Genomic DNA, 26,259 nt, shown 5'->3' on the forward strand with positions numbered 1-26,259 from the left:
ATACCCTCGGGAACGAGGGTATTTGGCTCTACAAGGCCACCAGATGCGATTTAAGGCTCTTTTTTGCTTTGCACGCCCTTGGCCCACTCGGCACTGGCTCTCATGGCGTTCTCGAGGGCCTCGCGCAGTTTTTGGTCTTCGATGGGCGCCACTTGGCGCTTGATCTCGGTGCGCTCGGCCTCACTTAGGTCGGCGTGCGGGGCCGGCGGGCGCTCGGTCGTCGCCGGGCGCAGGCGCTCCTTGGCGACGGGCGGTGTGTGACCGGGTGCGGTGGTTTTGAACACCAGGCCGTCCACATGCGCACCGGCGCGCTCCATGCGCGCGCGGATGATCTCGCGCAACAGCGTCATTTCCTGCGTCCACGAGGGCGAGTCGAGATACACCAGCAGCTCATTGGACTCAGGCAGGTAGCGCAGCCCCGTCACATGCCGCCCCTCGCGCGTGCCCGAGCACACCGCGTTCCACGCGCGATAGACCGCGCGCGATTCCTCGGCAGCCTCCATCTGCGCACGGCGCTTAGGCGTCGCCGACGCCAGGATGCGCTGGCGCTCTGCGTTCAAAAAGCCACTGAAGGCGACCGTCTCGCTCTCGCGCTCGTAATTAGCACGTCTCACCCATGCTCACCACCTTGGCTCGATCAAGCAGGTCATCGGTAAAGTACCCCAGGTTGGTCGTGGTTATGACCGTCTGGATATCATCGCCGATCAGACGCAGGAAAGCACCGCGGCGCTCGCCGTCGAGCTCGCTCATCACGTCGTCCAGAAGCAACAGCGGGGCGGTGCCCAGGACATCGCGAGCCACGGCCACCTCGGCCACCTTCCAGGACAGTACCAACGTTCGCTGCTGTCCTTGGCTGGCAAATGAACGGGCGGAGCGACCCGCCACGGTAAACTCGATCTCGTCGCGATGCGGTCCTACCAGCGTCACGCCGCGGCGAATTTCCTCGTCGGCGTGCTCATCAAGGGCAGCCAGCATGCGCTCGTACGCCCAGCCCTTCAGCTCTTCGCGATCCTCGACCTGGGGCAAATCCCCCAGCGTGGACGCATAGGTCACGTTGGCGGCCTCGCCGGACGCCACTTGCCCGTAGGCAGTGTGCACATGGCCCGCCAGCCGGTCGAGCAGGGCCAACCGGTGCACGAGCAGAGCCGAGCCCGCGCGGGCAATCGAATCGTTCCACGCGCCGAGCATCTCACGGCAGCACCAGGTCTCCTTGAGCAAGGCGTTGCGCTGGGTCACGCAGCGCCCATAGGTGCTCACAAGATCGGCATAGCGCGCGCTCAGTTGCATGCCAAAGTCATCGAGAGCGGAGCGGCGCACACTGGCGCCCCGCTTAACCATGTCCAGATGGTCGGGGCAAAACAGCACGCTCGGCAGAACCCCGCGCACACCGGCGGCAGAGCATCTCTTGCCGTTTCGGCTAAACGAGCGCTTACCGTCCTCCGCGCTCAATCCCATATCAAGCACGCGGCCGTCGCCCTCGAGTCTCAGCTCGACCTTGCACGAGCCCACGCCGTCATGGACGAGCTCGGCTGCGGTCGGATGCCTAAACGAGACGCCGCTCGTCAGCAGCTGCAGCGCCTCTATGAGATTGGTCTTTCCCGCCGCGTTGGGTCCCGCAAGTATCGTCACGCCTTCGTCCAGGGCAAGGCGATAGCTATCGAAACTGCGGTAGTGCGCGACGGAAAGATCGCGGGCGAATATGGTCATGGCGCAGCGCTAGATGCGGACCGGCATGACCAGGTACAGGTAGTTGATCTTGTCGTAGGACTTGAAGATGCCCGCCTGCGAGTAGCTCTTGAGCTCCAGTGTGATCTCCTTCTCTTTGGACAGGGCATTGAGGCAGCCGAAGATGTAGTGGTAGTTGAAGGCGATGGTGCCCGACTCGCCCTCGGCCTCGACATCGATCGTCTCCTGTGCAAGGTCCTGGTCATTGGAAATGGAGGACAAGCCCATCTGCCCGTTCTCGACATCGATCTCGAACTTGACGGCGGGGTTGGCGCTCGCGATAACGGCCACGCGCTTGAGAGCGGCGTTAAAGGCGGCGACGTCGATCTTGACGCTTGTCACGCACGAATCGGGGATGAGCTGCTTGTAGTTGGGGTACACGCCCTCGATGCGGCGCGACACGTAGGTGGTGTTGCCGGCCTCGAAGACGACCTGGGTGTCGGTAGCCCCGATCATGATGGTCGCCTGGCTGGCCATGATGTTCAGTGCGTCGTTAAAGGCGTCCGCCGGAACGTTGAGCTCAAAGGAGCCCTCGAGGGTCGAGGTCTCGACCTGCGTATCGCACACGGCCAAGCGGAAGGAATCGGTCGCCACCAGGCGCACGGTGTTGTTCTCGACCTTCATGTGCACGCCGCCCAGGATGGGGCGGGCTTTGTCGGTCGAGGTGACGCGCCACACGCGGCCGACCATCTCGGACAAGATATCGGTCGGCAGCTCCACGGCACTCTCGATGGCATAGGCCGGAAACTCGGGGAAGTCATTGGCATCGAGCGTGTTCAGGCGGAAAGAGCTCTTCTCGCAACCAATCAGCACCTGGCGCTCGGACAGCTCAAAGGTGACCGGGGCATCGGGGAGAGTCTTGGTGATATTGGAGAGCATCTTACAGGGGATAACCATCTCGCCCTCTTCTTCGACATGCGCCGCGATGCGATGACGGATCGAGATGGTGTAGTTAGAGGTCTGGAATTCCAAGATGCCGTCTTGCGCCTTAACGAGCACGCCCGACAGGATGGGAAGGGTGGATGCCGAAGCGACACCCTTCATAACGACGCTGATGGCTTGTGTAAGCGAGCTCTGGCTGACGGTGAACTTCATCTTTTAATACCTTTCTATAGATATAAATATCTTAATAATAGTAATAGCACTGACGAAACTGTTGATTACTCCCAAAGACGCAGGTCAGACCCAAAAAGAGAATCGACAGCAACCTGTGTGCAACGGGGGTGGTTTTCCACGTTCAAAACCTGCGCAAAACTTTTCATCACCGCGGGTTGGGTTTTAGACACCTTATGCCCGTGGTTTCGACAAGTTTTCAACAGGTGTCTCTATTTCCCTACGAGCGCAGTGTAATTTTATCGCGCAGCGACTTGAGGTCTTCGGTGACGGTGCGGTCTTCCTGGATCATCTTCTGGACCTTTTTGTAGCTTGTACTGACGGTCGAGTGGTTGCGGTTGCCAAATTCGGCGCCCACTGCCGTGGTCGTCATCTCGCACATCTCGATTGCCAGATAGATGGCAATGTGGCGTGCTTTGGCGATGTTGGCGTTGCGCCGCGGGCCGATGAGCTCCTCGTGCGTCACGCCGTACTGCTCTTCGATGACGGACTGAACCGTCTGGACGTTGATCTTTTTGGCCGATGTGTCAAAGTACTGGCTGGCGATGGCGTCGATATCGTCAAAGGTGAGCTCCCCGCCCTCGCGCTCGCGGTCGCCCGCCTCGCCGGCGCAGCGCTCGCAGAAGCTCTCGAGTTCGCGGATGTTGGTGCCCGAGACCTCGGCCATGTGTTTAAAGTGCTCGTCGGTCAGGTGCCCGCCGTCGCCCCCATAGGCCGCCAGCAGCGAGTCGTCGCCTGCCTCGGGAGCGGCGACGATGGTGTTCTCGTAATAGCGCTGCAAGATCTTGTATTTCATCTCGTAGCTGGGCTCTGCGACCAAGCAGAGCATGCCGGCGTTGAAGCGGCTGGTCAGACGCTCGTCCATGCTCAGGTCCTTGGGGGCGCGGTCTGCCGCGATGACGACCTTCTTGTTGTTGCGGATGAACTCGTCCATGAGCTGGAAAAAGTAGTCCACGCTCGCGCGCTTGCCGATGATGTTTTGGATGTCATCGATGATGAGCACGTCCACGCCGTGGTATGCCTGCATGATAGGGGCGTTGCTCTTCTTTTGGCGGTCGAACTCGGTCATCAGGTCGTCCAGATATGCCTGGGAGTTGGCATACTTGACCTTGATTTCGGGCGACTTCTCGGCGAGCTCGTTTTTGATGGCAAGCAGCAGGTGCGTCTTGCCCAGGCCCGATTTGCCGTAGATGAACAGTGATGTGCACGTGCCACGCTCGTCCGCGAGGGCGGCAAACTTGAGTGCCGAGCGATAGGCATGGCTGTTCTCGGGGCCGTAGACAAAGTTCTCAAAGGTAAATTTTGAGTTCGCGGCGAGCGGGGCTCCATCCGCATTCTGCTCGGCCGGTACGGTCGGTGCCGGCATGGGTGAAGCGGGGGTCGCAGCTGGCGTGGACTTAGTCGGCGCTCCGCCCTTCATCTGGTTCATCATGCGACGAAAATCATCGGCCGAGAGCGTGTTCTTGATTGCAATGCCCGAATCCGCGCCCGCCGCTGCGTCGTGAGCGATAGGCATGTGCGTGACGGGTGCGTTCGTTGACGTCGCCGCCGCGGTCGGCAACGGTGCCATGGTTTCACGGGAAACATCGCCGTGCTGGTGCTCGATTGTCGGCACGTCGCCTGCGGAGGCCGGCACCGCCGGGGAGGCAGCGGGAGCCGCGGTGGGCGCCGTCGCAGCAGCGGATTCCGCCACGGCTCCTTGCGGTGCCACGATGTCGAGCGCAATCGGTGCAAAGGCGATTTCTTCCAGATAGGCCTCAATAGTCGGCTGATGCTTTTTGAGCTGCGCGATGGCAAAGCGCGAGGGGGCCTCGATCGTGAGCGTATCTTCGGTCAGGCTTATGGCGCGCGATTGCCCCAGCATGTTGATGAGGCGTGCATCTTGGCCGTCGCGCTGGCAAAAGGCGATGGCATCCCCCAGGATGATGCTTGCTTCCTCGTCCACTGTCTCTCCCGTTCTTTAGCTCTGAGCTCGCACGCGAGCGGCGCCGAGTTCGGTCAGATGGTATTTCTGGCCATGCTTGATGACCAAGCCGGCCTGCGCCAAGTCATTGAGCGTGCGTGACCAAGTGGGGGCCGAGTTTCCAAACGCCCTCGCCAGATCGGTAGCACCGCACGCTTGATTTTGCGCCAGATAGCCCAGCGCGGCGTTGCCGCGATCGCTTACGAACACGTCCGGTTGTGGCTGCGCATACTGATTTGCTGCATTAGGATACATCATTTGAGCTGCTGGTTGTTGAGAACTCTGCATCGGCGGCATTTGCTGTTGAAAACTTTGGGGCCACTGTTGGTAAGGCTGCGGAGGCATCTGCTGGGCCCAGGGGTTGTACTGCTGCTGCGGCATCTGCTGGTACGGCTGCTGATATCCCTGCTGGTACTGCTGCGGGAACTGCTGGCCATACCCCAGTGGCGGCATCTGCTGCGTTGCCATGGGCTGCTGCGCAAAAGCTCCCGGCAGGGGATATGTGGGCTGCTCCGTCTCGGGCCGCACGGCAGCACCGCGTCCGCCGGCACGCTCGATTTCCTGCACGCGCTTGGGGTCCAGACTTACCGTAACCACGGTGCCGCTGCCCATGTTGTCCTCGATGGACACGGCGCCGCCGGCATTTTCCAGGTATTCCTGCACCATGGGAAACCCAGCCCCAGTCCCGCGAATGTATCGCTTCATGTTGCTGTTTGCGCTGGTCACGCCAAAGTCGAAAGCGCGTTCCTTGTCATCGATGCCCGGTCCTTGGTCTGCAAAGCGGATAGTGTCGCCGCCGTCCAGGATCGAGATGATGGGCTCGGCAAAGTGGGCGTGGATAAAGTTTTCGACAATCTCGCGGATGACCATGAGCGAGATATGGCCACCTTGTTCTTTCATGCACTGGTAGACGGTGTTGGTTGTCTCTTCCAAATACGTGCGGACATCTTGCGGATCTATGACGATCACACGCGGCGTCGACAGCATATCGTCATAGACCGCTATGCGTGCGGCGTACATGGCTTTTGGCGCCTGCGTGGTCGTCTGCTCGCCTTCGTCGCGCTCTTCGCGCACGCCGGTGATGTGCTCGTTGTCGGGTGCCGGGTCTCCGGAATCGACCATGGTGTAAAAGTCGTCAGACATGCCGCTCGCAATCTTTCAATAGGTTTCGAACAAATAGTAGCTCACCGTGCAATGTTTCTCATCTTTCGACAAACTTTCAAAACCTGTTGAAAACTTTGGAAAACGGACGAAAAGTTATCAACATTGCCAACATGACCTGTTGAAAACTCGATGAAATATCGTGAAAAGTTGCCACGCACCGCTAAATCGAGCTCGGCTTATGGGGGAACCGTGTGAACTGCGCAACCTTTTACCTTTGATTTCTTGACATTTGAACATTGATTTCCCTACAATCTTCAAGCTCACGTGTCTATATCTGCGTCCGCGCCCCCGCGGACACTCGAAATGCAGCAGGAGGAACTTAAGATGAAGCGTACGTATCAGCCTAATAAGCGTAAGCGTGCCAAGACCCATGGCTTCCGTGCCCGTATGGCCACCAAGGGTGGTCGTGCCGTGCTCGCCCGTCGCCGCGCCAAGGGCCGCAAGCGTCTCACTGTCTAGCAGCGATACACACATCTCGCATGAAGACTATTAAGTCTCGGCAAGATTTCGAGCATGTGTTCAGTCAGGGGCGTCGTTTCAATCACCCTCTGATTCGAATGACCATATGTGAATCGGTTGGCGAAGGCGACTCCGGAAGGGTCGCCTTCGTTGGTGCTAAACGGCTCGGTTGTGCTGTCGTGCGCAACCGTTCTAAGCGTGTGATGCGCGAGGCCGCCCGCAGCTGTGGATTTCCCGTTGCTGGTTATGACATCATCTTGTTCGCAACTCCCAAGACGAGGGATTCCTCGCCGCAGGAGATGGACAAGGCATTGCATTCGCTTATGAAACGCGCCGGCGTTGCCGGGGAGGAGCGATGAGCAATCACGTTTTGCGACGTGTTGCCATCGCTCCTATTCACATATATCAACAGGTTATTTCGCCCTTATTGCCTGACGCCTGCATTTATTACCCAACGTGCTCGCAATACGCCGTCCAGGCGATTGAGAAGCACGGCGTTTTGAGAGGCTGCTGGCTTGCCGTGAGGCGCATCGCTCGCTGCAATCCCCTGCACGTCGGCGGTTATGACCCTGTGCCTTAGCGGGCACTCGCTATCGGAGGAAAACTTACATGTGGGATTGGATCGTTAACATCCTTTTCGAGCTGCTCAAGCTCATCCAGACCTTTGCGGTCGACTGGGGCCTGTCCATCATCATCCTGGTGGTCATCATCCGTCTGCTGCTGACGCCGCTTATGCTCAAGTCGACCAAGTCGACGGCTCGCATGCAAGTGCTGCAGCCCAAGATGCTCGAGATCCAGGAGCGCTATGCCGACGATCCCCAGCGTCAGGCCGAGGAGATGCAGAAGTTCTACAGCGAGAACAAGTTCAATCCCATGGCTGGTTGTCTGCCGCTGTTGATCCAGATGCCTGTCCTGTTCGCCCTATTTACGCTGCTGCGTAACCTGCCGGACTACTTTAACGACGGCACGTTCTCGTTCTTTAATATTCTGCCCGACCTGACCACCACGCCGAGCGCCTCTTTTGCCGATGGCTTTATGGTCGCACTGCCTGCGTTGATCTGCCTGATCCTCTTTGCCGTCCTGACCTTGATTCCGCAGCTCTATATGTCGCGCAATCAGACCGGCCAGCAGGCGCAGAGCATGCGTATGATGGCCGTTGTCATGACGGTCATGATGCTTTGGATGGGCTGGAGCCTGCCCGTCGGCGTTCTGCTGTACTACGATGTGTCCTCTGCCTGGCAGGTTATCCAGCAGATCTTCGTGACGCAGAAGGTTATTGACAAGGCTAAGGCCGATGAGGAGGAGCGTCTTAAGAACGCTCCGCTGCAGGTCGAGGTCACTCGTCGCGAGAAGAAGCCGCGCCCGCACAAGAAGAAGTAATGGGACAGTAATCTTATTTAGGTACCTAACTTTTGGAGTACGTTATGTCTGAAGAGATCATCGAGGATATGCTTGAGGAGGTTGCCCCGCAGGTCGCGGGCGATTATCCCGAGATTGCACAGCGCTACAAGGCTGGTGAAGAGCTGACAGACGAGGAGCTCGACACCATTGCCGATGTCGCGATTTCCATCCTGCGTTCCATCCTTTCGCACTTCGATGCCGCCAACTCTCCTATCGATGAGTATGAGGGCGACGAGGGTGAGCTGATTTTGGATGTAACGGCTCCGGATCTTGCTGTTCTCATTGGGCGTCATGGACGTACCCTCGATGCCCTTCAGGTTATGTTCTCGCTGCTGGTGAGCCGCAAGCTTGGCTTTAGGTATCCGGTCGTCGTGGACGTCGAGGGTTATAAGAGCCGCCGACAGGACAAGGTTGCTTCCATGGCGCAGTCCGCTGCCGAGCGCGCCATTCGCACTCATAAGAGTGTTTCCTTGCCGCCCATGAATGCTTATGAGCGTCGACTGGTTCACATTGCCCTTCGCGGCAACGATGCCGTTGACACTCATTCCGAGGGCTCTGATCCCGATCGCCATGTTGTGATTGTTGCTCGATAATCTACTCGAGCTTATGCTTAGGGGACGTGGTTTCCACGTCCCCTTTTTTTGTCAAAAGTTCTCGATACACTGATTTCTGTCAGAAAGGAGCTTTCGTTGTTAGTGCTTACTGATCAGCAAGCTGACGAGATGTTGAGTCGTCTAACTTCCTATTGCAATGCGTATTCCTTGAGCGTAACTGATGTTGAGCTGATGAAATGTATTCAGCATTTGGATTTAGTTCTGGAAACAAATAAGACAACGAATCTTACCCGCATCATTAACGTAGAAGATGCTGCGATACTTCATATCCTCGACTCACTAGTTTTGCTCCCCTATATCAATAAGGCTCCTGATGGGGCTTTGCTCGATATGGGAACAGGTGCTGGCTTCCCTGGTATTCCTTTAACCATAACCACGCATCGTAAAGCTACTTATATTGACTCTGTTGGCAAGAAGGTTGATGCCGTTAATTCTTTTGTTCATGCTCTTGGATTGAAATATGCTCATGCGGTTCATTATCGTCTTGAAGAATATGCTCGAAGCCATAAGAAGCAGTTCTCTGTCGTAACCGCCCGCGCACTGGCCCCTCTACCGATTCTTGTTGAGTATGCGGCTCCGTATCTCAAGGATGGAGGGTTATTTGTTGTCACCAAAGGCAATCCTTCGGATGAGGAGCTTGCTTCCGGCATGTCAGCAGCTAAGATCTGCGGCTTCACTTTGCTTCTGAATGATGCAATCGATTTGCCTGAGGGCTTGGGCCACAGGGAGTTTATTGTTCTTAAAAAGAGTCATCCGGCATCCGTTTCATTGCCTCGTGCAAATGGCATGGCAAAGAAGAATCCGCTTGCCTAGATGTTTCACGTGAAACATAATGGATATTAACAACTTGCAGTGTTTCACGTGAAACATGGCGGTTGATATCGATTCGGAATGTTTCACGTGAAACATCCTCCGTTTGACAGCTTTAATACACACCAGGAGGGACCGTGGGATTTCGCGACGTTAAGCGCTCTAAGAGCGCAAAAGACACGCGTATCATTGCAATCATCAATCAAAAAGGCGGCGTTGGTAAGTCGACGACGGCTGTAAACCTTGCGGCAGCATTGGGTGAGCAGGGTCGTAAGACACTGATTGTCGATTTTGATCCGCAGGGAAATAGCACCAGTGGATTTGGAATTGAAAAAGAAGACCTTGATCACTGCATCTATGATGCATTGTTGAATGATGTGCCGGCAGAATCGCTTGTTCTTGATACAAATTGCAAAAAGGTATTCGTAATTCCTGCTACAATTCAGCTTGCAGGCGCCGAAATTGAGCTCGTAAGTGCAATTGCTCGTGAAACCCGCCTCAAAGATTTGCTTGAGCCGATTCAGAATGAGTTCGATTTCATTTTTATTGACTGTCCTCCATCGCTCGGCCTGCTTACTATTAACGCCTTGACTGCAGCAGATAGCGTATTGATTCCGATCCAGTGCGAGTATTACGCACTCGAGGGTGTTACGAAGCTGCTTGAGTCAATGAAGATGGTCAAATCACGTCTGAACAAGGGCTTAGACACCTATGGAGTGCTTATGACTATGTATGACTCGCGTACTTCTCTGTCGAATCAGGTTGTTGAGGAAGTTCAATCGTACTTTGGTGATAAGGCGTTTAAGACACTGATTCCCCGTACGGTTAAAATCTCCGAAGCTCCGTCTTTTGGAGAGCCGGTAATTACCTATGCGCCACAAAATAAGGGTGCAAAAGCATATATGAACCTTGCAAAAGAGGTGATCAAGCGTGCCTAGTGCAAAGAAACGTGGCGGATTGGGACGTGGACTCAATGCTTTGGTCTCAGAGGCCGAGTATGAGACCGGTGGTTCGGCTGCATCTGCTTCAAATGCTGCATCTGAAGCAAAACTACCTATTGAGGATATCGTTCCTAACCCAAATCAGCCACGAATTCACTTTAACGAAACTGAACTTCGCGAGTTGAGTGAGTCAATCCAAGAACATGGTGTTTTGCAGCCGCTTTTGGTTCGCAAGCATGGAAACGGCTATGAGATCATCGCTGGTGAGCGTCGTTACCAGGCGTCAAAGCTTGCTGGTCTTGAGGAGCTGCCTGTCATCATTAAAGATGTTAATGATGAAGAGATGCTGGCTCTTGCACTTATCGAAAACCTTCAGCGTTCTGATCTGAATCCTGTCGAAGAGGCCAAGGGGTATCGCCAGCTCATTGATGCCAGCGGTATGACCCAGGAGGCATTGTCGAAGGCGGTAAGCAAGTCACGTTCTGCAATTACAAACTCGCTGCGCCTTCTCGATCTCCCCGAAGTTGTTCAGCAGATGATTTTTGAAGGTAAACTTACAGCTGGTCATGCACGTGCTATTCTTGCAGTTCCCTATGAGGATGCTCGAATTCGACTTGCTGAGAAGGTTGTTGCAGAGGGCCTTTCCGTTAGAGCGACAGAAAATCTTGCTCCGTTGTTTTCTGCCGGAGAGACACCTAAGACGCCGCGGCCTGCCACGCCTCAGTCTTTTAAAAAGGCTGCCCGCGTACTTCGTCAGGTATTTAATACCAACGTACGTGTGAAGAGCTCACGTGGAAAGAATAAGATTGAGATTGAGTTTAAAGACGAGGAAGAGCTCTCTCGTATTCTTGGTGAAATGATTCAGTTTGATCAAGGAGACCAAGATGAGGAATAAGATTTTAACTGCGATTGCATTGGCGACGACTGTCGCGGCTGGTGCCTTTGCTGGCTATAAGATTGCGACAGACGATGAGCTCCGAGGTCGTTTGCTTCGTGGTGCGCAAGATATCGTTGATACGTCCAAGAAGAAAATGGATGTTATGACAGAAGATGTTGCCATGCGTACTGCTCAGGTAACGAAGAATCCCAAAATTAATCAAGGTTGGGTTAGCAATCAATGGGAAAATGTAGGCTATTAGGTACCTAACAATTACCCAGCACTTTTTGATGGGTCCTTGTCTGATTCACACGACAAGGACCCCTTATTTTGGCTGTTATTAATGGGACCAGTAGCAGCTGATTTATAATCGAAGTCAATAAATGAAGCAGCCCCGGTTGCATATCCTGCAACCGGGGCTGCTCGATGTTTCACATGAAACGTTTTGGGGTGTGACTCCCCTATGCGTTCTTTTGAACTTTGAAGCGCTGCTTCAGCTGTCCGCAGGCGGCATCAATATCATTGCCGCGAGAATTACGGATTGTGGTCTCGATGCCACGAGACTCAAGGCGGCGCTGAAGATCCTCAACCTTATGAATCGGCGACGGCTTGAGCGGGCTGCCCTCGATGTCGTTAAGCTGAATCAAGTTAACGTGGCACAGCGTTCCCTCGCAGAAGTCGCAGAGCGCCTGCATCTCGGGATTCGTATCGTTGACGCCTTCAATCATGGCATACTCATAGGTCGGGCGGCGGCCAGTCTTCTCGGTGTAGAGCTGAAGCGCCTCGTGAAGGCGAAGCAGCGTGTACTTCTTAACACCTGGCATGAGTTTATTGCGCGTTGACTGGATGGCGGAATGAAGGGAAACGGCAAGCGTGAACTGTTCGGGTATGTCGGCAAATTTGCGAATATCAGGAATAACGCCGCTGGTAGAGACGGTGAGGTGACGGGCGCCGATACCGATGCCATCGGGGTCGTTGAGGATACGCAGTGCCTTGAGAACCTCGTCGTAGTTGGCAAACGGCTCGCCCTGGCCCATGAAGACAACGCTCGTGGCACGCTCGCCAAAGTCGTTGGATACATGAAGTACCTGGTCGACGATCTCTTGAGCGGTCAGAGAGCGCTTGAGGCCGTTGAGGCCAGTAGCGCAAAAGGCGCAGCCCATGCCACAGCCTGCCTGGGTGGAAACGCAGACGGAAAGCTTATTACGACGGGGCATGCCGACGGTCTCGACGGAAATGCCGTCGTGGTACTCGAGCAGATACTTGCGAGAGCCATCTTTGGAAACCTGCTTGGTGAGTTCAGTCGGCGTGTCAAAGGCGAAAGCGCCTTTAAGCTGCTCGCGGAAAGCCTTAGGAAGGTTGGTCATATCGTCAAACGAACAAACGTTCTTCTCAAAGACCCATTCGATGAGCTGCTTTGCGCGGAAGGCGGGCTGGCCGAGTTCGGCCACGAGCTCGCGAATATCGTTTTGGCTCAAGTCGCGAATGTCCTGAGATTTAGTCCTGGGATTCATGGAAGCCTTTCGATTTTGGGGAAACGTAGAGTGTATCGCTACAATATGGTATCAGCTGCAGAAATTATAGAGGAGGAGTCTGCCCATGCCGGGTAAAAGCCTAGAGAACATGCACGTAGCGGTCTTGGCGGGCGGTCATTCCGCCGAGCGCGAGATCTCGCTCAATTCGGGAAAGAACGTCGTGGCGGCACTGAAGGAAGCCGGCTACACCTCGGTGGAGCTGCTTGACACGGCCGCTGATGACTTTATGGTAACCATGGCGACCGGCGGATTCGATGTGGCATTTATCGCCATGCACGGCGCCGGCGGTGAGGATGGCGCCATGCAGGGTGCCATGGAGACCCTGGGTATCCCCTACACGGCCTCGGGCGTACTTGCCAGCGCCTGCGGTGCCGACAAGGAGGTCTCTAAGCTCCTATATGCCAAGGCGGGCATTCCCATTGCCCCCGGCCTTGCGCTCGAGGTGGGCGACGAAGTCGATATCGATCACATCGTCGAGGTTTGTGGCGAGCGCTGCTTTGTGAAGCCGGCCGTCAACGGTTCCAGCTATGGCATTTCCCTGGTCCATGAGCCCTCCGAGCTGCCCGCGGCAATCGCCAAGGCGTTTGAGTACGGCGACAAAGTGCTGGTCGAGAAGTGCATCGAGGGTACCGAGATCACCGTCGGCGTATACGGCGAAGATGACGTACGCGCCCTGCCGATTGTCGAGATTCGTAAGCCCGAGGACTGCGAGTTCTACGATCTGGACGTGAAGTATGTCGACCCTACGGATATCCATCGCATTCCGGCGCAGATTTCACCCGAGAATTACGCTCGCGCTCAGGAACTTGCCTGTGCCGCTCACAAGGCCCTCGGTTGCCTGGGTATCTCGCGCAGCGACTTTATTGTGAGCGAGGACGGCCCCGTTATCCTCGAGACCAATACCATTCCCGGCATGACCGATACGTCGCTGTATCCGGATGAGATCCGCCACACCGACGACATGACGTTCCCGCAGGTCTGTGACAGCCTGATCCGTATGGGCCTTCGTCGAGCGGGCATTGCATGCTAATCGAGGACGCGGTTTCGTCGGGAACGCCGCAGTTTGTCATCGACTCCTATGCCACGCTTGCCGACCGCGCCAAAACGCAGTCCTTCGGCCTTATCGAGGAAGATGTGATTATCCTCGATACCGAGACCACGGGTCTTTCGGTGCAGGACAACGAGCTGATCGAGATCTCGGCGGCCCGTCTTTCGGGCCGCGAGGTCATCGACCGCTTCGATACCTTCGTGCATCCCAGGCAGCTGATTCCCGCCGAGATTACCGAGCTCACGAGCATTACAAATGCCGATGTTGCAGATGCCCCGTCGGCGGTTGAGGCCGTCGCCGCTCTCGCCGATTTTGTCGGTGGCTGCCCGGTGATCGCACACAACGCCACGTTCGACCGCTCGTTTATCGAGTCGGTCAAAGGCGGCGTCAACGTGAGCGATATTTGGATCGATTCGCTGGCGCTGTCGCGCATCGCGCTTCCGCGCCTGGCCTCGCACAAGCTGTCTTTTATGGCCGATCTGTTTGGCTGCGACTCGGTATCACACCGTGCCAATGCCGACGTCGACGCCCTGTGTGGCGTATGGCGCGTGTTGCTCGTGGCGCTCACCGACTTGCCCCAGGGCCTCATGGCGCGCCTAGCCGACATGCATCCGGACGTGCCTTGGTCCTATCGTCCTATCTTCTCATTCTTGGCAGGGCAGAACCCTGGTTCCATCTTCTCTCTCAGCGCCGCTCGTGCTGACGTTCTCAAGGCCGATCGCGCCGACGATCGGGTGGACGCCGATGAACTGCCGGTTCTCAAGATGCCGAGTCGTGAGGAGATCGAGGCAGACTATGCGCCAGGTGGCCTGGTCAATCGCATGTATCCCACCTACGAGCCGCGTGATGAGCAGATCGCGATGGCGCTCGAGGTCCGCGATGCGCTGGTCACGGGCACTCATCGAGTAATTGAGGCAGGCACCGGCGTCGGCAAATCGATGGCCTATCTGGTGCCTTTTGCCGAGGCAGCACGCCGTAACAACATCACGGTTGGTATTGCGACCAAATCGAACAATCTTGCCGACCAGCTCATGTACCATGAGCTGCCAAAACTTGCGGAGCAACTGGACGGTGGTCTGTCATTTTGCGCTCTCAAGGGGTATGACCACTATCCGTGCCTGCGCAAGCTTGAGCGCATGAGCCGCGGCCAGGTCGAGATTACCACCAAGCGCGATCCGGCGGACACGCTCACGGCGGTCGCGGTCATTATGGCGTACGTCTGCCAATCAGCCGATGGCGACCTCGACTCGCTCGGCATTCGGTGGCGCAGCGTCAACCGTCCCGACTTTACGACGGCCTCGCGCGAGTGTGCTCGTCGCCTCTGCCCGTTTTTCCCTGATAAATGTTTGGTCCACGGCGCTCGCCGTCGTGCGACGCATGCCGATGTGGTGGTCACCAACCATTCCCTGCTGTTCCGCAACGTCGCGGCCGAGGGCAGGATTTTGCCGCCGATTCGTCATTGGGTAATCGACGAGGCCCATTCCATCGAGCGCGAGGCGCGCCGTCAGTGGGCGCGCGTGGTGTCGGCGGACGAATCACGCGTCCTGTTCGAGCGCCTGGGTGGCTCGAGCACCGGCGCGCTAAGCCAGGTTTCCCGTGATTTGGCAACCTCCGAGGGCTCTACGCTCTATCTGGGCCTTACTGCCAAGGCGACGTCGACGGTTGCCCGCGCGAGCATGGCAATCGCCGACGTGTTCGATGGCGTTCGCGAGCTCGGCCGCCGTGCGCGTGGGGGTTATGACAATGCCAATCTATGGATTGGCCCCGAGCTGCGCGAATCAGACGACTGGCATGATTTCTTACAGTCGGCCTACACTGGCATCGACGCATTGGAACAAGCTGACAAGAGCGTCGACGCGCTGGTGCAAGCCGTCGCCGCCGACAAGCCCGAGGTTGTTGTCGACCTGGGTGATATCTCGCGCCGCCTGCACGAGCTGGCCGAGAACCTCAAACTCATCATTGATGGCACCGATGAGCACTACGTGTATTCGCTGCAGGTCAATCGCAGACTTCGTGCCGGCGGAGAGTCGATGACCGCAGAGCGCATCGACATTGGCGAGGCTTTGGCAACCGAGTGGCTACCCGAGGTTCACACGGCTATCTTTGCCTCGGCGACCATGACGGTGTCCAAAAGCTTTGAGCACTTTAACCATGCGGTCGGCCTTGATCGCATCGGTGCTTCAACGTCGTCATCGCTGCACTTGGATTCGAGCTACGACTTCGATTCGAACATGGCTGTAGTCGTTGCGGGCGATATCCCCGATCCGCGCGATCGTGAGAGCTATCTTACGGCGCTCGAGCGCGTACTGGTCGACGCCCATCTTGCCATGGGCGGATCGGTGCTCACGTTGTTCACCAATCGGCGCGACATGGAGGACCTATACGCCCGCGTTGAGCCCAAGATGGCCCGTGCGGGTCTGGAGCTCAACTGCCAGCAGCGCAACTCATCTCCTCGTCGCCTGCGCGACCGGTTTATCAACGAACCGACCTCGTCGCTTTTTGCGCTCAAGGCCTTCTGGGAGGGGTTTGATGCCAGCGGCGAGACGCTGCGCTGCGTCATCATTCCCAAGTTGCCGTTCTCAAGCCCCACGGACCCGCTCTCGTGCGAGCGCAACCTGCGCGAAGACCGCGCATGGGCGCGCTATTCGCTGCCCGAGGCGGTGCTCGAGGTTAAGCAGGCCGCGGGGCGTTTGATTCGCTCGTCGACCGATAGCGGTGTGCTGATCTTGGCGGATCCTCGCCTGGTGACGAAGGGCTATGGCAAGAAGTTCTTAACGTCGCTGCCCACGAGCTCCTACCAGCGCATCGAATCGGCGCAGATTGGGCACTATCTACAGCTGTGGCGTGCACGCCACGAGCGGCGGCGCTAAAGCGGACAGACGAGGGTTTTTGCCATATCGCACAGACGCTTTGACAGGGCGGGGTCATCCAAGATGCGGATGGCTCCGCCCGCTGCGATTATCTGGCTCAGCAGCCAACGCTCGGAGCCGTAATGTACGGTTACCGTTGCCATGTCTGTCCCGCTGCGCTTGATTAGGGTGATGCCGGCCCAGTCCAGATGCTCCGCCATATCGAATGGCATCAAGAGCTTTGCGCTGCGCTGCGTCCGGGCAAGGGAATCGTGGAGGGATGCGACGTCCGGTGCGTGAGGCACGACGGAGTCTTCCGTTAAGGCGAGTCCCTCGATTTTATCCATGCGATAGGTGCGCTGCTCATCGACTGCGATGTCCCAGGCAATCAGGTATGTTTGGTCGCCGTTTGCCGTAATGCGCAAGGGGTCGACCAGACGCTCGCGTGGCCGTGCATCGTCCATCGAGCGATACGAGATACGGCAGCGAACGCCGTCCTGAATGGCGCAGCTCAGCTGCTGCCAGTGCGACCCGTGGTTGACGGTGTCAAAGACGCGCTGGTTATAGCCGAGCTCTTCGGGTAGAAGAGCAAATCGAATCCGAGCCGCCGTCTGCGGCTCGATCCCCAACGATTCAAGCTCGTGGTTGAGCACGGCGCCCTCGGCGGCACTCAGGCGCAGCGGTAGCACACGACCGGCGTCACCGGTGAGGACCACACGCTCGCCGTGGCATTCGCAGATGATGCGCGCGCCCGATTCTCGGTCCGCGAGCGTCGAGACGATCTCGAGAATCTCGTCGAGCGACGCCCCCGTGATGTCAAAGCGACTGCAAATCTCGTTTCGAGTCATGCCGTTCTCGCCGGCGGCGTAGAGGGCCTCCATGATGTCGATGGCGCGCGAGAGCCTCTGCTCGCTGGTGAGTTTACGCACGGGCATGCTCGTGCACCGTCCTTTCGATGAGGTGGTTCCACGCCTGTTTGAGCGATTTGGGGGCCATGGGCCTCATGCCGTCCATGGCGTGGGCCATGCAAAATGAAGCGGCGGCTTCAAGGTCGCGCACGTCAACGGTCCAGATCCATCCCGCATCGGTGTGTGCGAGCTTACCTCGCCCGCGCGTGAGACCGTTGATCATATCGATCTGCGTCTGAGGGGCGAATGAGAACGTAGCTGCAACGGACGGTCGGTCGGCAAAATCGAATTCAAAGAACAGGTAGTCGTTGAGGTTGAAGTCCGCAGGGATGGTGTAGGCCTTCGAAGGACGCCAAGCGCGAACGATACGGTCGCAGCGGAATGTCCTGATGTCGTCGGTGGCATTGTCGAGGCCGCAGAAGTACGCCACGCCCTCGCGCTCGAACATGCCGTAGACGCAGACGGTACGCTCTTTTTGCTCACCGCGTCCGTTCTGATATAAAAATCGCAGCGCGCATCGCTCGGCAAAGGCGCTCCAAACCGCATCGACGGTGGGAGAGCGGCTGATCGTCGCCTCGTCCGCCGTCGTCCTGCCGGTGAGGTAGGCAATCTTGGAGCGAATATCGGCAAGTGGTGCGGCAAAGGTGGAAGAGCCGCTTGCAAGCGTTTGGTCGATGGCGTTGAGTAGGATGTCGGCGTCGTCTGCGGTGATGAGGCCACCTGCTGCAAACGTGTGCTCGCGGTCGATTGTCCACGAGCTTTCCTCGGTCTCCTGCGCGCCGGCAGGGCGAACCTCCTTGATTAGGATGCCGCGTTCGAGCAGTTTGTCACGATCGCGCCGAAACTTGCGCTTATCAGAGTCGATGTTGCCCGAGCCATATCCCAGGTCAGAATCCAAGACGATCTGCTCGGTCGTCAGCGGTTCGGGGGAGCTGTTGAGCACAAAGAAAAGATTGAGGATGCGCTGAGCCGTTTTATCGAAACTGGGCTCCGAATTTTCCTTTTTAATTGTCGCGGTCGCGTCGCTTGCCGTCATAGAGTCCTCGCATGAGAAGGTGGTTTGCTGCCATGATTTTAGTCCGATATGGAGATTAGGCTATATCCTTGTCCGCTCGGGGCGTTAAGATGGCCCGAATTCGGTCGTTTGCGCTCGCTCGGGGTATACTTTCGACTATATACGGTTCTAATGTGCATGCATTGGGCCTATTTGTCGGATTATGGATGTGGAGCGCACATGGCGAACACCCAGAACTATATTAACCACCTGCTGCAGAACACCGGCATTACGCCGGCATGCAGCGAAGAAGAGCGCTTGGCTGCCGAGGATATCGCTCAGATCTTCCGCAACCACGGCTTTGATCCAGAGGTTCAGGAGTTCAATGCCCCGGCGCCCAGTAGGTTGGCATTTGCCGTTACCGGTATTCTTGCGTTTGCCGGCGCCCTACTGATGGGCATCGGCGGCGGCAACGGCTTGGTCGGCACCTTGCTGGCCATTGCCGGCGCCGTTCTTTACGTGCTCGAACGCACGGGCCACCCCGTGGTTTCGCGCCTGGGCAAGACGGGCGTGAGCCAAAATGTCATCGCCTACCACAAGGCCTCGGGCCCGCTCGCGTCTCCGCGCAACCGCCCGGTGGTCGTTGTCGCACACTACGACTCTCCCCGTGCTGAGCTGCTCGCCCGCGAGCCCTATGCTTCTTATCGTGCGCTCATCGCCAAGCTGTTGCCCGTTGCCACGGTTGCCCCTGCTGCCGTTGCCATCTTGCGTATCCTGCCGCTCCCCGGCGCGCTCAAGGTTCTGCTGTGGATTGTCGCGATCCTCGCTTCCCTCGTTGCGCTCGCCAACGCGGCAAACATCATTTCTAACCGTTTTGTGCTTCCCTATACGTCCGGCGCAGTGTGCAACAAGTCTTCTGTCGCCGCTATGCTCGGCGTTATGGACAACGTTGCTCCCTTCCAGGGCGAAAACGAGTTTCCCGACGATGTTCCGTTCGATACCTATTTTGGGGAGCAGAAGCGTCGTGCCGAGGAAATGGCGCGCGCAGCGGCGGAGTATGCCGCGGCCCAACAGCAAAACGACTACGGCAACACCATCGAGTATGAAGAGCCTACCTACGCCGAGGACGAGTTCGGCCAGCCGATTGCTTCCGACGCTCAGACCGAGCCCGAACAGGGCGAGGCTTTCGACGAGCAGATCGAGGGCTTTGAGGGTGCGTCTGCCGACGAGACGCTGATTGGCGCCATCGTGCCCGAGGATCAGAATCAGGCTGTCCAGGCCGAAGAGTTCAATGACGAGGTTCCCGCTGCCGAGCCGGCGGAGGAGCCTGTCGCGGCCGAGCCCGAGCCCAAGCTCTATCGCAATGCCGCCGGCAACATCCGCTTTGGTTCGGATGCCATCCGTGCGCTCGGAATGCTTCCCGAGTCCTGCACGCTCGATTACGAGGAAGGCGAGGAGCCGACGTTTGAGCCCGAGCCTGCCCCCGTCGTGACTGCACCTGCGCCCGTTGTCGCCGTGGATGATGAGTCTGCCGCGGTTACCGCTGCCGTTGCCGAGCCCGAGGCGGTGTCCGCGATCGATCCCGCGGCAGGACTGGACATTTTGGCTCCCGCCGCGCCGGCGCAAGACGTTACGGACGAGTCTGACGACGATTACGTTGAACAGCCGAGGCGCGTGTCTTACGAGAGCGATACTGATTTCTCGGCCGAGATTCCCGCGGCAACGCCCCATGCCGATATTGCATCCGCGTTCTCTTCGATTGGCGCCAGTGCTTCCAACTTCTTTAAGGGTGCGCTTGCAAAGGGCAAGAAATTTGTCGACGATTTCGAGGAGAAGCGCGCTGCCGCACGCGAGGCTGCCGAGCAGGAGGCTATCGCTCAGCAGCAGGCAGCCGAGGCGGCACGTGAGCGCGCGGCGCAAGAGCTCGAGCAGAACGAGGCTATGCAGTCCGTGCCCGTCGACGCTGCCGAAGCTACGACGTCCTTTGAGTCCCAGCAACCGGCGTCCGCGGATGTTGCTGAGGCGACGACGTCTTTCGAGGCTCAGCAGCACGTCGATAGCACCATGTCGTTTGATGCCGCACAGTTCGATTCCACGATAACGTTTGAAAAGCAAGGCACCGCGATTGCCGAGCCCCTTCCTGTTTCCGATGAGCAGGGCGACGCGGCAGACGATGACGAGCCTATTGATGCTGCCGAAATCCAAGATGTCGTCGGGCACGAGCCCGTCGAGGTCAACTGTGACGAAGAGCAATACGCGGCAGCCGATCAAGGTGATTCGACCGAGGTCGAGCAGGAGGAAGTGCCTGCGGTTTCCGAGGCTCCCGAGACAGATGGGTCGAGGCCTTACTCCACGCAGATTTTCACCATGCCGATCCCGAGTGGTTCCGGTGCCACGGTTGTCGATGTCGCTCCCACTCAGGACGAAACGGTCGATTCCCTTATGGCCCAGATTTCCTCCCAAGCATCGCCGCGTCCGCAGATGAATGTTCCCGATCCGGCGTCGGCACCGTCGCCTGCACCCTCCTCGTCTCCGCTGGCTTCGGTTCCCGATCCGTCGCTGCCGTCGATGAAGCAGACAAACGTTGCGTCTCGCACGTCGCTGTTCGACCTTCCCGACCCCTCCGCACAGGTCAACGACCCCTTTGCTACCGCTCAGGGTCCCGAACCCACATCGGCACCCGTTGCGCCTCCTATGCCCGTTGCGTCGGGCGCTCAGCCGATCGAGACTATTTCGGCTCCCGCCCCGGCGGCACCCAAGTCTCGCAAGCGCGGCCTGGGCGGCCTGTTCGGTCGTAAAAAGAAAAACGAACAGGACAGCATGAGTGATTGGCTGGGCGTCGAAGACGATTACGATGCCAAGAAGTCCGGTCGCGGCATCGGTTCGTGGGATAATTTCGAGGACGATAACGATGGCTGGAAGGGCGGCGCTACGTCTTCCGACGGCGCTTCTTCCGAAGATATGCTCTCGGCTGTCGCCTCTATGGGCGATGATGAGCTGCTCGGTCACGATATCTGGTTTGTGGCAACGGGCGCCTCGGATTGTGATGGCGCCGGTATGAAGGCCTTCTTGGCTTCGCATCGCGATAAGCTCCGCGGCGTATTCTTCATCAATCTTGAATCCGTCGGCGCCGGTAGGCTTTCGGTGGTGACGATTGAGGGCGAACAGCAGCTGCTCAAGGGCGATCGCCGCATCATGAACCTGGTCAGCAAGGTGTGCAAGTCGTTCCATGTCGATTGTGGCGCGCTCGAGATGCCCTATGCCAAGACCGATGCCTACTCCGCGCTCGAGGCGAGCCGCCGAGCCCTCACCATCGCCGGCGTGGACGGCACGCGCCTGGCTTGCGCTCGTACCGAGGACGACCTGCCCCACAATGTCAACCCGACGAACATTGCCACGGTATCCGAGGTCGTGACCGAGGTTATCCGCCGTTCGTAGACGGAGCTCTAAGGAGTCAACGTGTTTTCGTATATTAAGCGCCATTGGCCTGTCTACGTGATTTTGACCTTGATCGCCATTGCGTTAGGATTTGGGGCTGCCTACATCGTGGGTGCGAAGGGCTCGACCCCCGCCTCCGTAATCAGCGAAGAGGTGGAGCAAGAACAGAGCACGGGTGCCGATGGGATTCCTGAGTCCGAGCAGGCAATCGTTGATGGTGGATCTTCGTCTGCAGAGTAGATACGGCGATTTAAATGATTGAAAGCGGGCGAGCCGGGGGACTGGCGCGCCCGCTTTTTTATCGCGCTAGAGCTTCTTTGGGATCGACCTAAGGCGAGCGAACCATATGGCTGCGGCACCCGAGGTAAGGAGCGCGGTGATGCAAGCGGCGATGGGAACTGATCCTGTTGCCGGTAGGTCCTGCGGTAGGGTACAGCGTTGAATGACACGGTCCTCGTCATGTGACTCAAGTTTATCGCCGCCGCCGTTGCGGCAAAGATCGACGCGCGCGCTGTTGGTGAGTGCGGTTTGGGGCGTATAAGCCGACGTTGCCTGCATGTGCACGACTGCGCCCCGAGCGTCTGTGCCAAGGATTGCTTTGGCATCGTCAAGGTCGTCGTGCTCATCTTTGAGATCATCGCGGGTCCAGGAATCTGCATCGCTTCGAGTCGTAAAGTTGGCGGCTACTGCACCGTATTCAATGCGAATACCCGTTACGACGGTATTGGATGCAAGGTCGAGTTCTTTCGCCTCGAGTGTGGTGGATTCCGTGGTCGAGACATCCGCCTTCCAGAGGTGCCAGCCGTCGTAATCGACGAGGCGGCAGTCCTCACCAAGGCTCTCCTTTACCTCGTCGGACTCAAGCCAAGGATTTTCGTGCCCATCGTCAAGTGTCGCGTTTGCCGGCTCATCGACGTCTGTCGAGTCCAACGGCGTCGTGCGATACCACACGTTGCACAGACCGTTGAGGTCGCCGATGGCGACGGGAGTTTCGATTGAGACGAATCTCGCCGCATCGTCCTCGGCACACTCAAGATCATCGGTAATTGTGAACTCATCAACCCAGGTAGCTGAATCGTTTCGAGCGTCGATGGTATAGGAGAAAAGTCCGTCCGTATTGGTTTGCGTTGCGGCGCGATTTTTACCATCGCCGTTGGCCAGCAGACCCTTCCCGATAGGTTGGACAAGCTCCTGACGCTTGTCGACCTGTCCTTTGATCTCGATGGGCGCATCCTTCATCGCGACGGATTGGACTTCTCCCGTATCCTTTATTTCAAACGTTATCTCCTCGGCAAGGTCATAGGTCCGCGGAGACATCATTTCGCGCAACGAGTAGGTGCCGGGTGCAAGATGTTCGACGCGGTGCGGCTTGTCGGATGAGGTCCAGGAGTCTATTTCGGTTTTATCGGGACCATATAAGGTGAGTTGTGCGCCTTTCACTTCCTGCTCTCCGCTTGCATCGACCTTGGAGATATCAACCTTGGTGTAATCGTCGGATACGTTAAGCCGTGCTTCTACAACGGGCGTTTTTTGGTCGGCATAAGCGAGGTCTACGATATAGGGCGTCCGGTCGAGTAAGAAGCCTGCCGGCGCTTGAGTCTCGACAACCTCGTAGTGCGCGGTACCAGATCCCAGCGGGAGGTCGTCCGCGCGCGCTTCTCCAGCTTCATCCGTAATGACAGTAGTGACAGTCTCACCGTCGAGCGCGGCAATGCTACCGTCGGGGCGCACGATATCACCCGAGGCGCGGATCTCAAAGATGGCGCCCGCGAGGCTGCTGCCGTCTACGGCATCGGTTTTAACGATCCTGATGTTTCCGGTCGCGGCGTGGTCATAATACGAGGCGATTGCAACGGGTGTTAGGTTCATGTCGGCGGGTATACTTACCTCGATCTCTTTGCCGACGAGATAGGGCTCTTTGGCCGAGGTTTCGCGTACATAATAGGTGCCCGGCACGAGCGATTCGGGCAGTGTGATGGTCCCGGTCGCGTCAGTCGTAAAGGTGTCCATTACGTTATGTGCTGGATACCAGCAAGTTTGTGAGACAGGTTCGTGATTGCTGTCGAGTAGTTGGAAGGTGAATCCGGCTAGTGGAACAGAAGCGCCTGTTTGGGCATCGCGTTTTACAATTTGGAGATGCGTCGACAGAGCGTGGTTGTCCACGATATATTGAAGCTCGGCGCCGTCGGAAATCTGATTGGCCCCGACGGTCCATTCCCCTGCCCGTTTAAAACCCTCGGGGACGGTTTCCGGAACCTCGCGAACCGTGTAGCCGGCGCGGTCGTATGGGATGGCTCCGTGGACACCGGCGGGTCGCTTGCCTGCGCCGAGCCATGCCTCGGGCTGATCTTTGGTGGAGGCAAAGCCATAGATGTTTGTGGTCAGTGTGCCAACAACCTGCTGAGAGCTGTTGCTGACAACCTCAAAGACAACACCTCCCGCCGGCTGCTCCAGGCCGGATTGATCGCTATTGCCGTAGTCCTTGAATTTGGAAATCTCAAGGTCAAACGCAATGGGGATATCGGAAACGCGCGATTCGATCTCGACCACGCCTGAATCACCGAGCTGGTCGGCTCCAACGGTATAGGACCAGCTGTCGTTGGATGGCAGGTAGCCCTCGGGGGCTTTTGATTCATAGATGGTAAAGGTTCCTAGGGGGACATCGGTGAGGGTGGCTCGACCGCTTTCGTCGGTCGTGAGGATTTGCGCCCATCCGGGGGTTGATTGCGACACACACGTGAACTCTGCTCCTGCGAGTGAAGATCCCACCTGGGGGCCGGCATTCGTCGCGGCATCGAGTTTTACGATACACAGGTTGATGGTGCCGGGCTGTTCATCAATGGCGACCTGTCCACCGTCATTCCCCGTGGTAAAGGCGATGCGATCACGACGGGGGACATAGCCGGCCGGCGCCTTCGTTTCAACTAGGTAGTATGCCGTATTGGGCAGAAGTGCTGCCTGCGCTCGACCGTTGCCGTCCATCTGGATGGTGCCGACACGTGCGTCGCTGGCGCTCTCAAAAACAGCGAATGTTGCCCCGTCAAACTGATAGGTATTGTTTCCGCTGGTAATAACGGTGTTCGCAGACTGCTTTTGGAAGGAAACAGAGACCGCCGGCAGTACATAGAGCATGTCTTGACGTTTGCTGCCGCTCGATACGGTTCCAAAATAGCGCCGCGCGCGGTGCGGAGCAGCTTTGATGCTTCCTGATTTTGCGTTGTCGTGGAGCCACCGCGCAGCCGCCACGACTTCATTGTCGGCGGTAAAGTGCCCACTCTTGGTTTTGCCCTGAGCGGTCGTGTAGGAGTAGGTGCCGTCGACATGGGTAGTGCCGTTGAGCATCCATACGGCAAGCTGGGTGGCGGCGCGGGCGCGATCTGGTGAAAGATGATAACCGCCAAACGACGCGGCGGTAGGATATCCGTGACAAACGATTGCCGCGAACTCGTCGTCGAGCCACACCCAGCCTTGATCAAAGTTGAGCCATGGGCCGCCCGGCTTGGTGGGCCCGGGGCGTTCCTGGTTCATGCAGTAGGCAATCGAGGCGTCCTGAGCTTCATATTTGCCGATGAAGAAGGGTCCACAATCGTCGCTAATGGTGCGGAAGCCGAGCTGATCGTAGCCATCGACGGCAAATGCGGCTCCCGGTGCCAGACAGCTGAAAAGCAGGAAGAGGAGCAGGAGCAGCGGACCTGTTGCGATTGCGCTGTGGACAGAGTGCGTGGGTGCGTTGGACATGGCTGCTCCTTATCCCTCGTGCGCCGCACGGGGAGGCTGCGGCGCGTAGGATGAGGCTACAGCCGAGGTTCATGCGGGTAAGTACCGGAGCCTGACCAAAAGCTTGCCCAATTCCTGACAAATTGAGCTCAAATACAACAATCAGACAAAAGCGCAGGTAGAAGATAGGGAGAACAGGAGGTCAAAGGTCCTCGTCTCCACAATTGATGTGATATTCAAACGAATCTCCACAGCTAAAACAAGCATCGCCACCCTTGTATCGAACAAGACAACCGCGTTATACTAGCCAACACACAAGCGGGCATCGCCAAGTGGTAAGGCATCAGCTTCCCAAGCTGACACTCGCGGGTTCGAGTCCCGTTGCCCGCTCCAGTTAAGAGCACAAGCACGGCACCATCACGGTGCCGTGCTTTTTTCAATAAAGTGCCGGGACTCGAACCCGACAGGGTGCGAGCGTAAAGCAAACGCGAAGCGTTTGTAGCGAGCAGGCGAAGGCGCCGGCAGGCGCCTGAAGCCGGTGCGGATTTGCGAAGCAAATACGCGGACGTCCCGTTGCCCGCTCCCCCAGCAAAGGGAGACGCTGGGACACACGGCTCGACCGGGTCTCCTTCAGCGGTTCCGTGGACCGGAGCATGCCGACCGCAGCCGGTGCGGATTTGCGAAGCAAATACGCGGACGTCCC

At 57.6% G+C, this 26,259-nt stretch carries 22 protein-coding genes and 1 tRNA gene; 14 read left to right on the forward strand and 9 right to left on the reverse strand.

Annotated features, from left to right (window positions below):
• Positions 1–50: 50 nt before the first annotated feature.
• The 5 genes from DWZ22_RS01890 to DWZ22_RS01910 all read right to left on the reverse strand — a co-directional run bounded on the left by DWZ22_RS01890 (position 51) and on the right by DWZ22_RS01910 (position 5,944).
• Entirely contained in the window at positions 51–614 is a 564-nt protein-coding gene (locus DWZ22_RS01890; protein WP_117794617.1) for a DciA family protein, read from the reverse strand.
• Complete coding sequence (locus DWZ22_RS01895) at positions 601–1,707, reverse strand: DNA replication/repair protein RecF (RefSeq protein ID WP_117734812.1); 1,107 nt, start codon at positions 1,705–1,707, stop codon at positions 601–603. Before DWZ22_RS01895 ends, DWZ22_RS01890 begins: the two co-directional genes overlap by 14 nt.
• Before the next feature lie 9 nt (positions 1,708–1,716).
• Positions 1,717–2,820 carry a DNA polymerase III subunit beta gene (dnaN, locus tag DWZ22_RS01900; RefSeq protein WP_117734813.1) on the reverse strand — a complete coding sequence of 368 codons (1,104 nt, stop codon included), beginning with the start codon at positions 2,818–2,820 and terminating at the stop codon, positions 1,717–1,719.
• Positions 2,821–3,058: 238 nt separating this feature from the next.
• A complete protein-coding gene (locus tag DWZ22_RS01905; RefSeq protein ID WP_118405293.1) occupies positions 3,059–4,783 on the reverse strand; it encodes a DnaA ATPase domain-containing protein in 1,725 nt (574 codons plus the stop codon).
• 15 nt (positions 4,784–4,798) lie between these two features.
• Positions 4,799–5,944, reverse strand: a complete 1,146-nt coding sequence (locus DWZ22_RS01910; RefSeq protein ID WP_118405294.1) for an ATP-binding protein — start codon at positions 5,942–5,944, stop codon at positions 4,799–4,801.
• Positions 5,945–6,289: 345 nt separating this feature from the next.
• On the opposite strand from DWZ22_RS01910, the gene rpmH reads away from it, so the two are divergent.
• From rpmH to DWZ22_RS01955, 9 genes are all read left to right on the forward strand, one after another.
• The gene (gene rpmH / locus DWZ22_RS01915; protein WP_019127408.1) at positions 6,290–6,424 is read left to right on the forward strand and encodes a 50S ribosomal protein L34; all 135 of its coding nucleotides are present in this window, start codon (positions 6,290–6,292) and stop codon (positions 6,422–6,424) included.
• 20 nt (positions 6,425–6,444) lie between these two features.
• The gene (gene rnpA, locus DWZ22_RS01920; RefSeq protein ID WP_117734816.1) at positions 6,445–6,783 is read left to right on the forward strand and encodes a ribonuclease P protein component; all 339 of its coding nucleotides are present in this window, start codon (positions 6,445–6,447) and stop codon (positions 6,781–6,783) included.
• Positions 6,780–7,004 (forward strand): membrane protein insertion efficiency factor YidD, encoded by a 225-nt coding sequence (gene yidD / locus DWZ22_RS01925; RefSeq protein WP_117734817.1) that lies wholly within the window; start codon positions 6,780–6,782, stop codon positions 7,002–7,004. The genes rnpA and yidD overlap by 4 nt, the downstream gene beginning before the upstream one ends.
• Positions 7,005–7,033: 29 nt before the next feature.
• Entirely contained in the window at positions 7,034–7,804 is a 771-nt protein-coding gene (locus DWZ22_RS01930) for a YidC/Oxa1 family membrane protein insertase (RefSeq protein WP_117734818.1), read from the forward strand.
• A gap of 44 nt (positions 7,805–7,848) precedes the next feature.
• Positions 7,849–8,418, forward strand: a complete 570-nt coding sequence (locus tag DWZ22_RS01935) for a R3H domain-containing nucleic acid-binding protein (protein ID WP_022093802.1) — start codon at positions 7,849–7,851, stop codon at positions 8,416–8,418.
• Positions 8,419–8,520: 102 nt separating this feature from the next.
• Entirely contained in the window at positions 8,521–9,252 is a 732-nt protein-coding gene (gene rsmG, locus DWZ22_RS01940) for a 16S rRNA (guanine(527)-N(7))-methyltransferase RsmG (RefSeq protein ID WP_233546424.1), read from the forward strand.
• A gap of 134 nt (positions 9,253–9,386) precedes the next feature.
• Positions 9,387–10,187 carry a ParA family protein gene (locus DWZ22_RS01945; protein ID WP_117734820.1) on the forward strand — a complete coding sequence of 267 codons (801 nt, stop codon included), beginning with the start codon at positions 9,387–9,389 and terminating at the stop codon, positions 10,185–10,187.
• Positions 10,180–11,085, forward strand: coding sequence for a ParB/RepB/Spo0J family partition protein (locus tag DWZ22_RS01950; protein ID WP_199406604.1), 906 nt, complete (start codon positions 10,180–10,182; stop codon positions 11,083–11,085). The genes DWZ22_RS01945 and DWZ22_RS01950 overlap by 8 nt, the downstream gene beginning before the upstream one ends.
• Entirely contained in the window at positions 11,075–11,329 is a 255-nt protein-coding gene (locus DWZ22_RS01955) for a hypothetical protein (protein WP_022093798.1), read from the forward strand. The genes DWZ22_RS01950 and DWZ22_RS01955 overlap by 11 nt, the downstream gene beginning before the upstream one ends.
• A 199-nt stretch (positions 11,330–11,528) precedes the next feature.
• On the opposite strand, the gene rlmN is transcribed toward DWZ22_RS01955, so the two are convergent.
• The gene (rlmN, locus tag DWZ22_RS01960) at positions 11,529–12,581 is read right to left on the reverse strand and encodes a 23S rRNA (adenine(2503)-C(2))-methyltransferase RlmN (protein ID WP_117794613.1); all 1,053 of its coding nucleotides are present in this window, start codon (positions 12,579–12,581) and stop codon (positions 11,529–11,531) included.
• Positions 12,582–12,666: 85 nt separating this feature from the next.
• Between rlmN and DWZ22_RS01965 the strand changes: the two genes are divergently transcribed.
• Together DWZ22_RS01965 and DWZ22_RS01970 are read left to right on the forward strand one after the other, a co-directional pair.
• Positions 12,667–13,632 carry a D-alanine--D-alanine ligase gene (locus tag DWZ22_RS01965; protein WP_118405296.1) on the forward strand — a complete coding sequence of 322 codons (966 nt, stop codon included), beginning with the start codon at positions 12,667–12,669 and terminating at the stop codon, positions 13,630–13,632.
• Entirely contained in the window at positions 13,626–16,520 is a 2,895-nt protein-coding gene (locus DWZ22_RS01970; RefSeq protein WP_118405297.1) for a helicase C-terminal domain-containing protein, read from the forward strand. Before DWZ22_RS01965 ends, DWZ22_RS01970 begins: the two co-directional genes overlap by 7 nt.
• Here DWZ22_RS01970 and DWZ22_RS01975 read toward each other — a convergent pair.
• A complete protein-coding gene (locus DWZ22_RS01975) occupies positions 16,517–17,434 on the reverse strand; it encodes a YafY family protein (RefSeq protein ID WP_117855531.1) in 918 nt (305 codons plus the stop codon). The genes DWZ22_RS01970 and DWZ22_RS01975 overlap by 4 nt on opposite strands.
• Positions 17,421–18,443, reverse strand: a complete 1,023-nt coding sequence (locus DWZ22_RS01980) for a YafY family protein (protein ID WP_117855532.1) — start codon at positions 18,441–18,443, stop codon at positions 17,421–17,423. The genes DWZ22_RS01975 and DWZ22_RS01980 overlap by 14 nt, the downstream gene beginning before the upstream one ends.
• 198 nt (positions 18,444–18,641) lie before the next feature.
• On the opposite strand from DWZ22_RS01980, the gene DWZ22_RS01985 reads away from it, so the two are divergent.
• Together DWZ22_RS01985 and DWZ22_RS01990 are read left to right on the forward strand one after the other, a co-directional pair.
• Positions 18,642–21,839 carry a hypothetical protein gene (locus DWZ22_RS01985; RefSeq protein ID WP_118405298.1) on the forward strand — a complete coding sequence of 1,066 codons (3,198 nt, stop codon included), beginning with the start codon at positions 18,642–18,644 and terminating at the stop codon, positions 21,837–21,839.
• 21 nt (positions 21,840–21,860) lie between these two features.
• A complete protein-coding gene (locus DWZ22_RS01990; protein ID WP_118405299.1) occupies positions 21,861–22,079 on the forward strand; it encodes a hypothetical protein in 219 nt (72 codons plus the stop codon).
• 66 nt (positions 22,080–22,145) lie between these two features.
• On the opposite strand, the gene DWZ22_RS01995 is transcribed toward DWZ22_RS01990, so the two are convergent.
• On the reverse strand, positions 22,146–25,577 hold the full coding sequence (locus DWZ22_RS01995) for a SpaA isopeptide-forming pilin-related protein (RefSeq protein ID WP_118405300.1): 3,432 nt from the start codon (positions 25,575–25,577) through the stop codon (positions 22,146–22,148).
• A 297-nt stretch (positions 25,578–25,874) separates the two neighbouring features.
• On the opposite strand from DWZ22_RS01995, the gene DWZ22_RS02000 reads away from it, so the two are divergent.
• Positions 25,875–25,949 (forward strand) — tRNA-Gly (locus DWZ22_RS02000).
• The last annotated feature ends 310 nt before the right edge of the window (positions 25,950–26,259 follow it).

Source organism: Collinsella sp. AF31-11 (genome assembly GCF_003475605.1).
GTDB lineage: Bacteria > Actinomycetota > Coriobacteriia > Coriobacteriales > Coriobacteriaceae > Collinsella.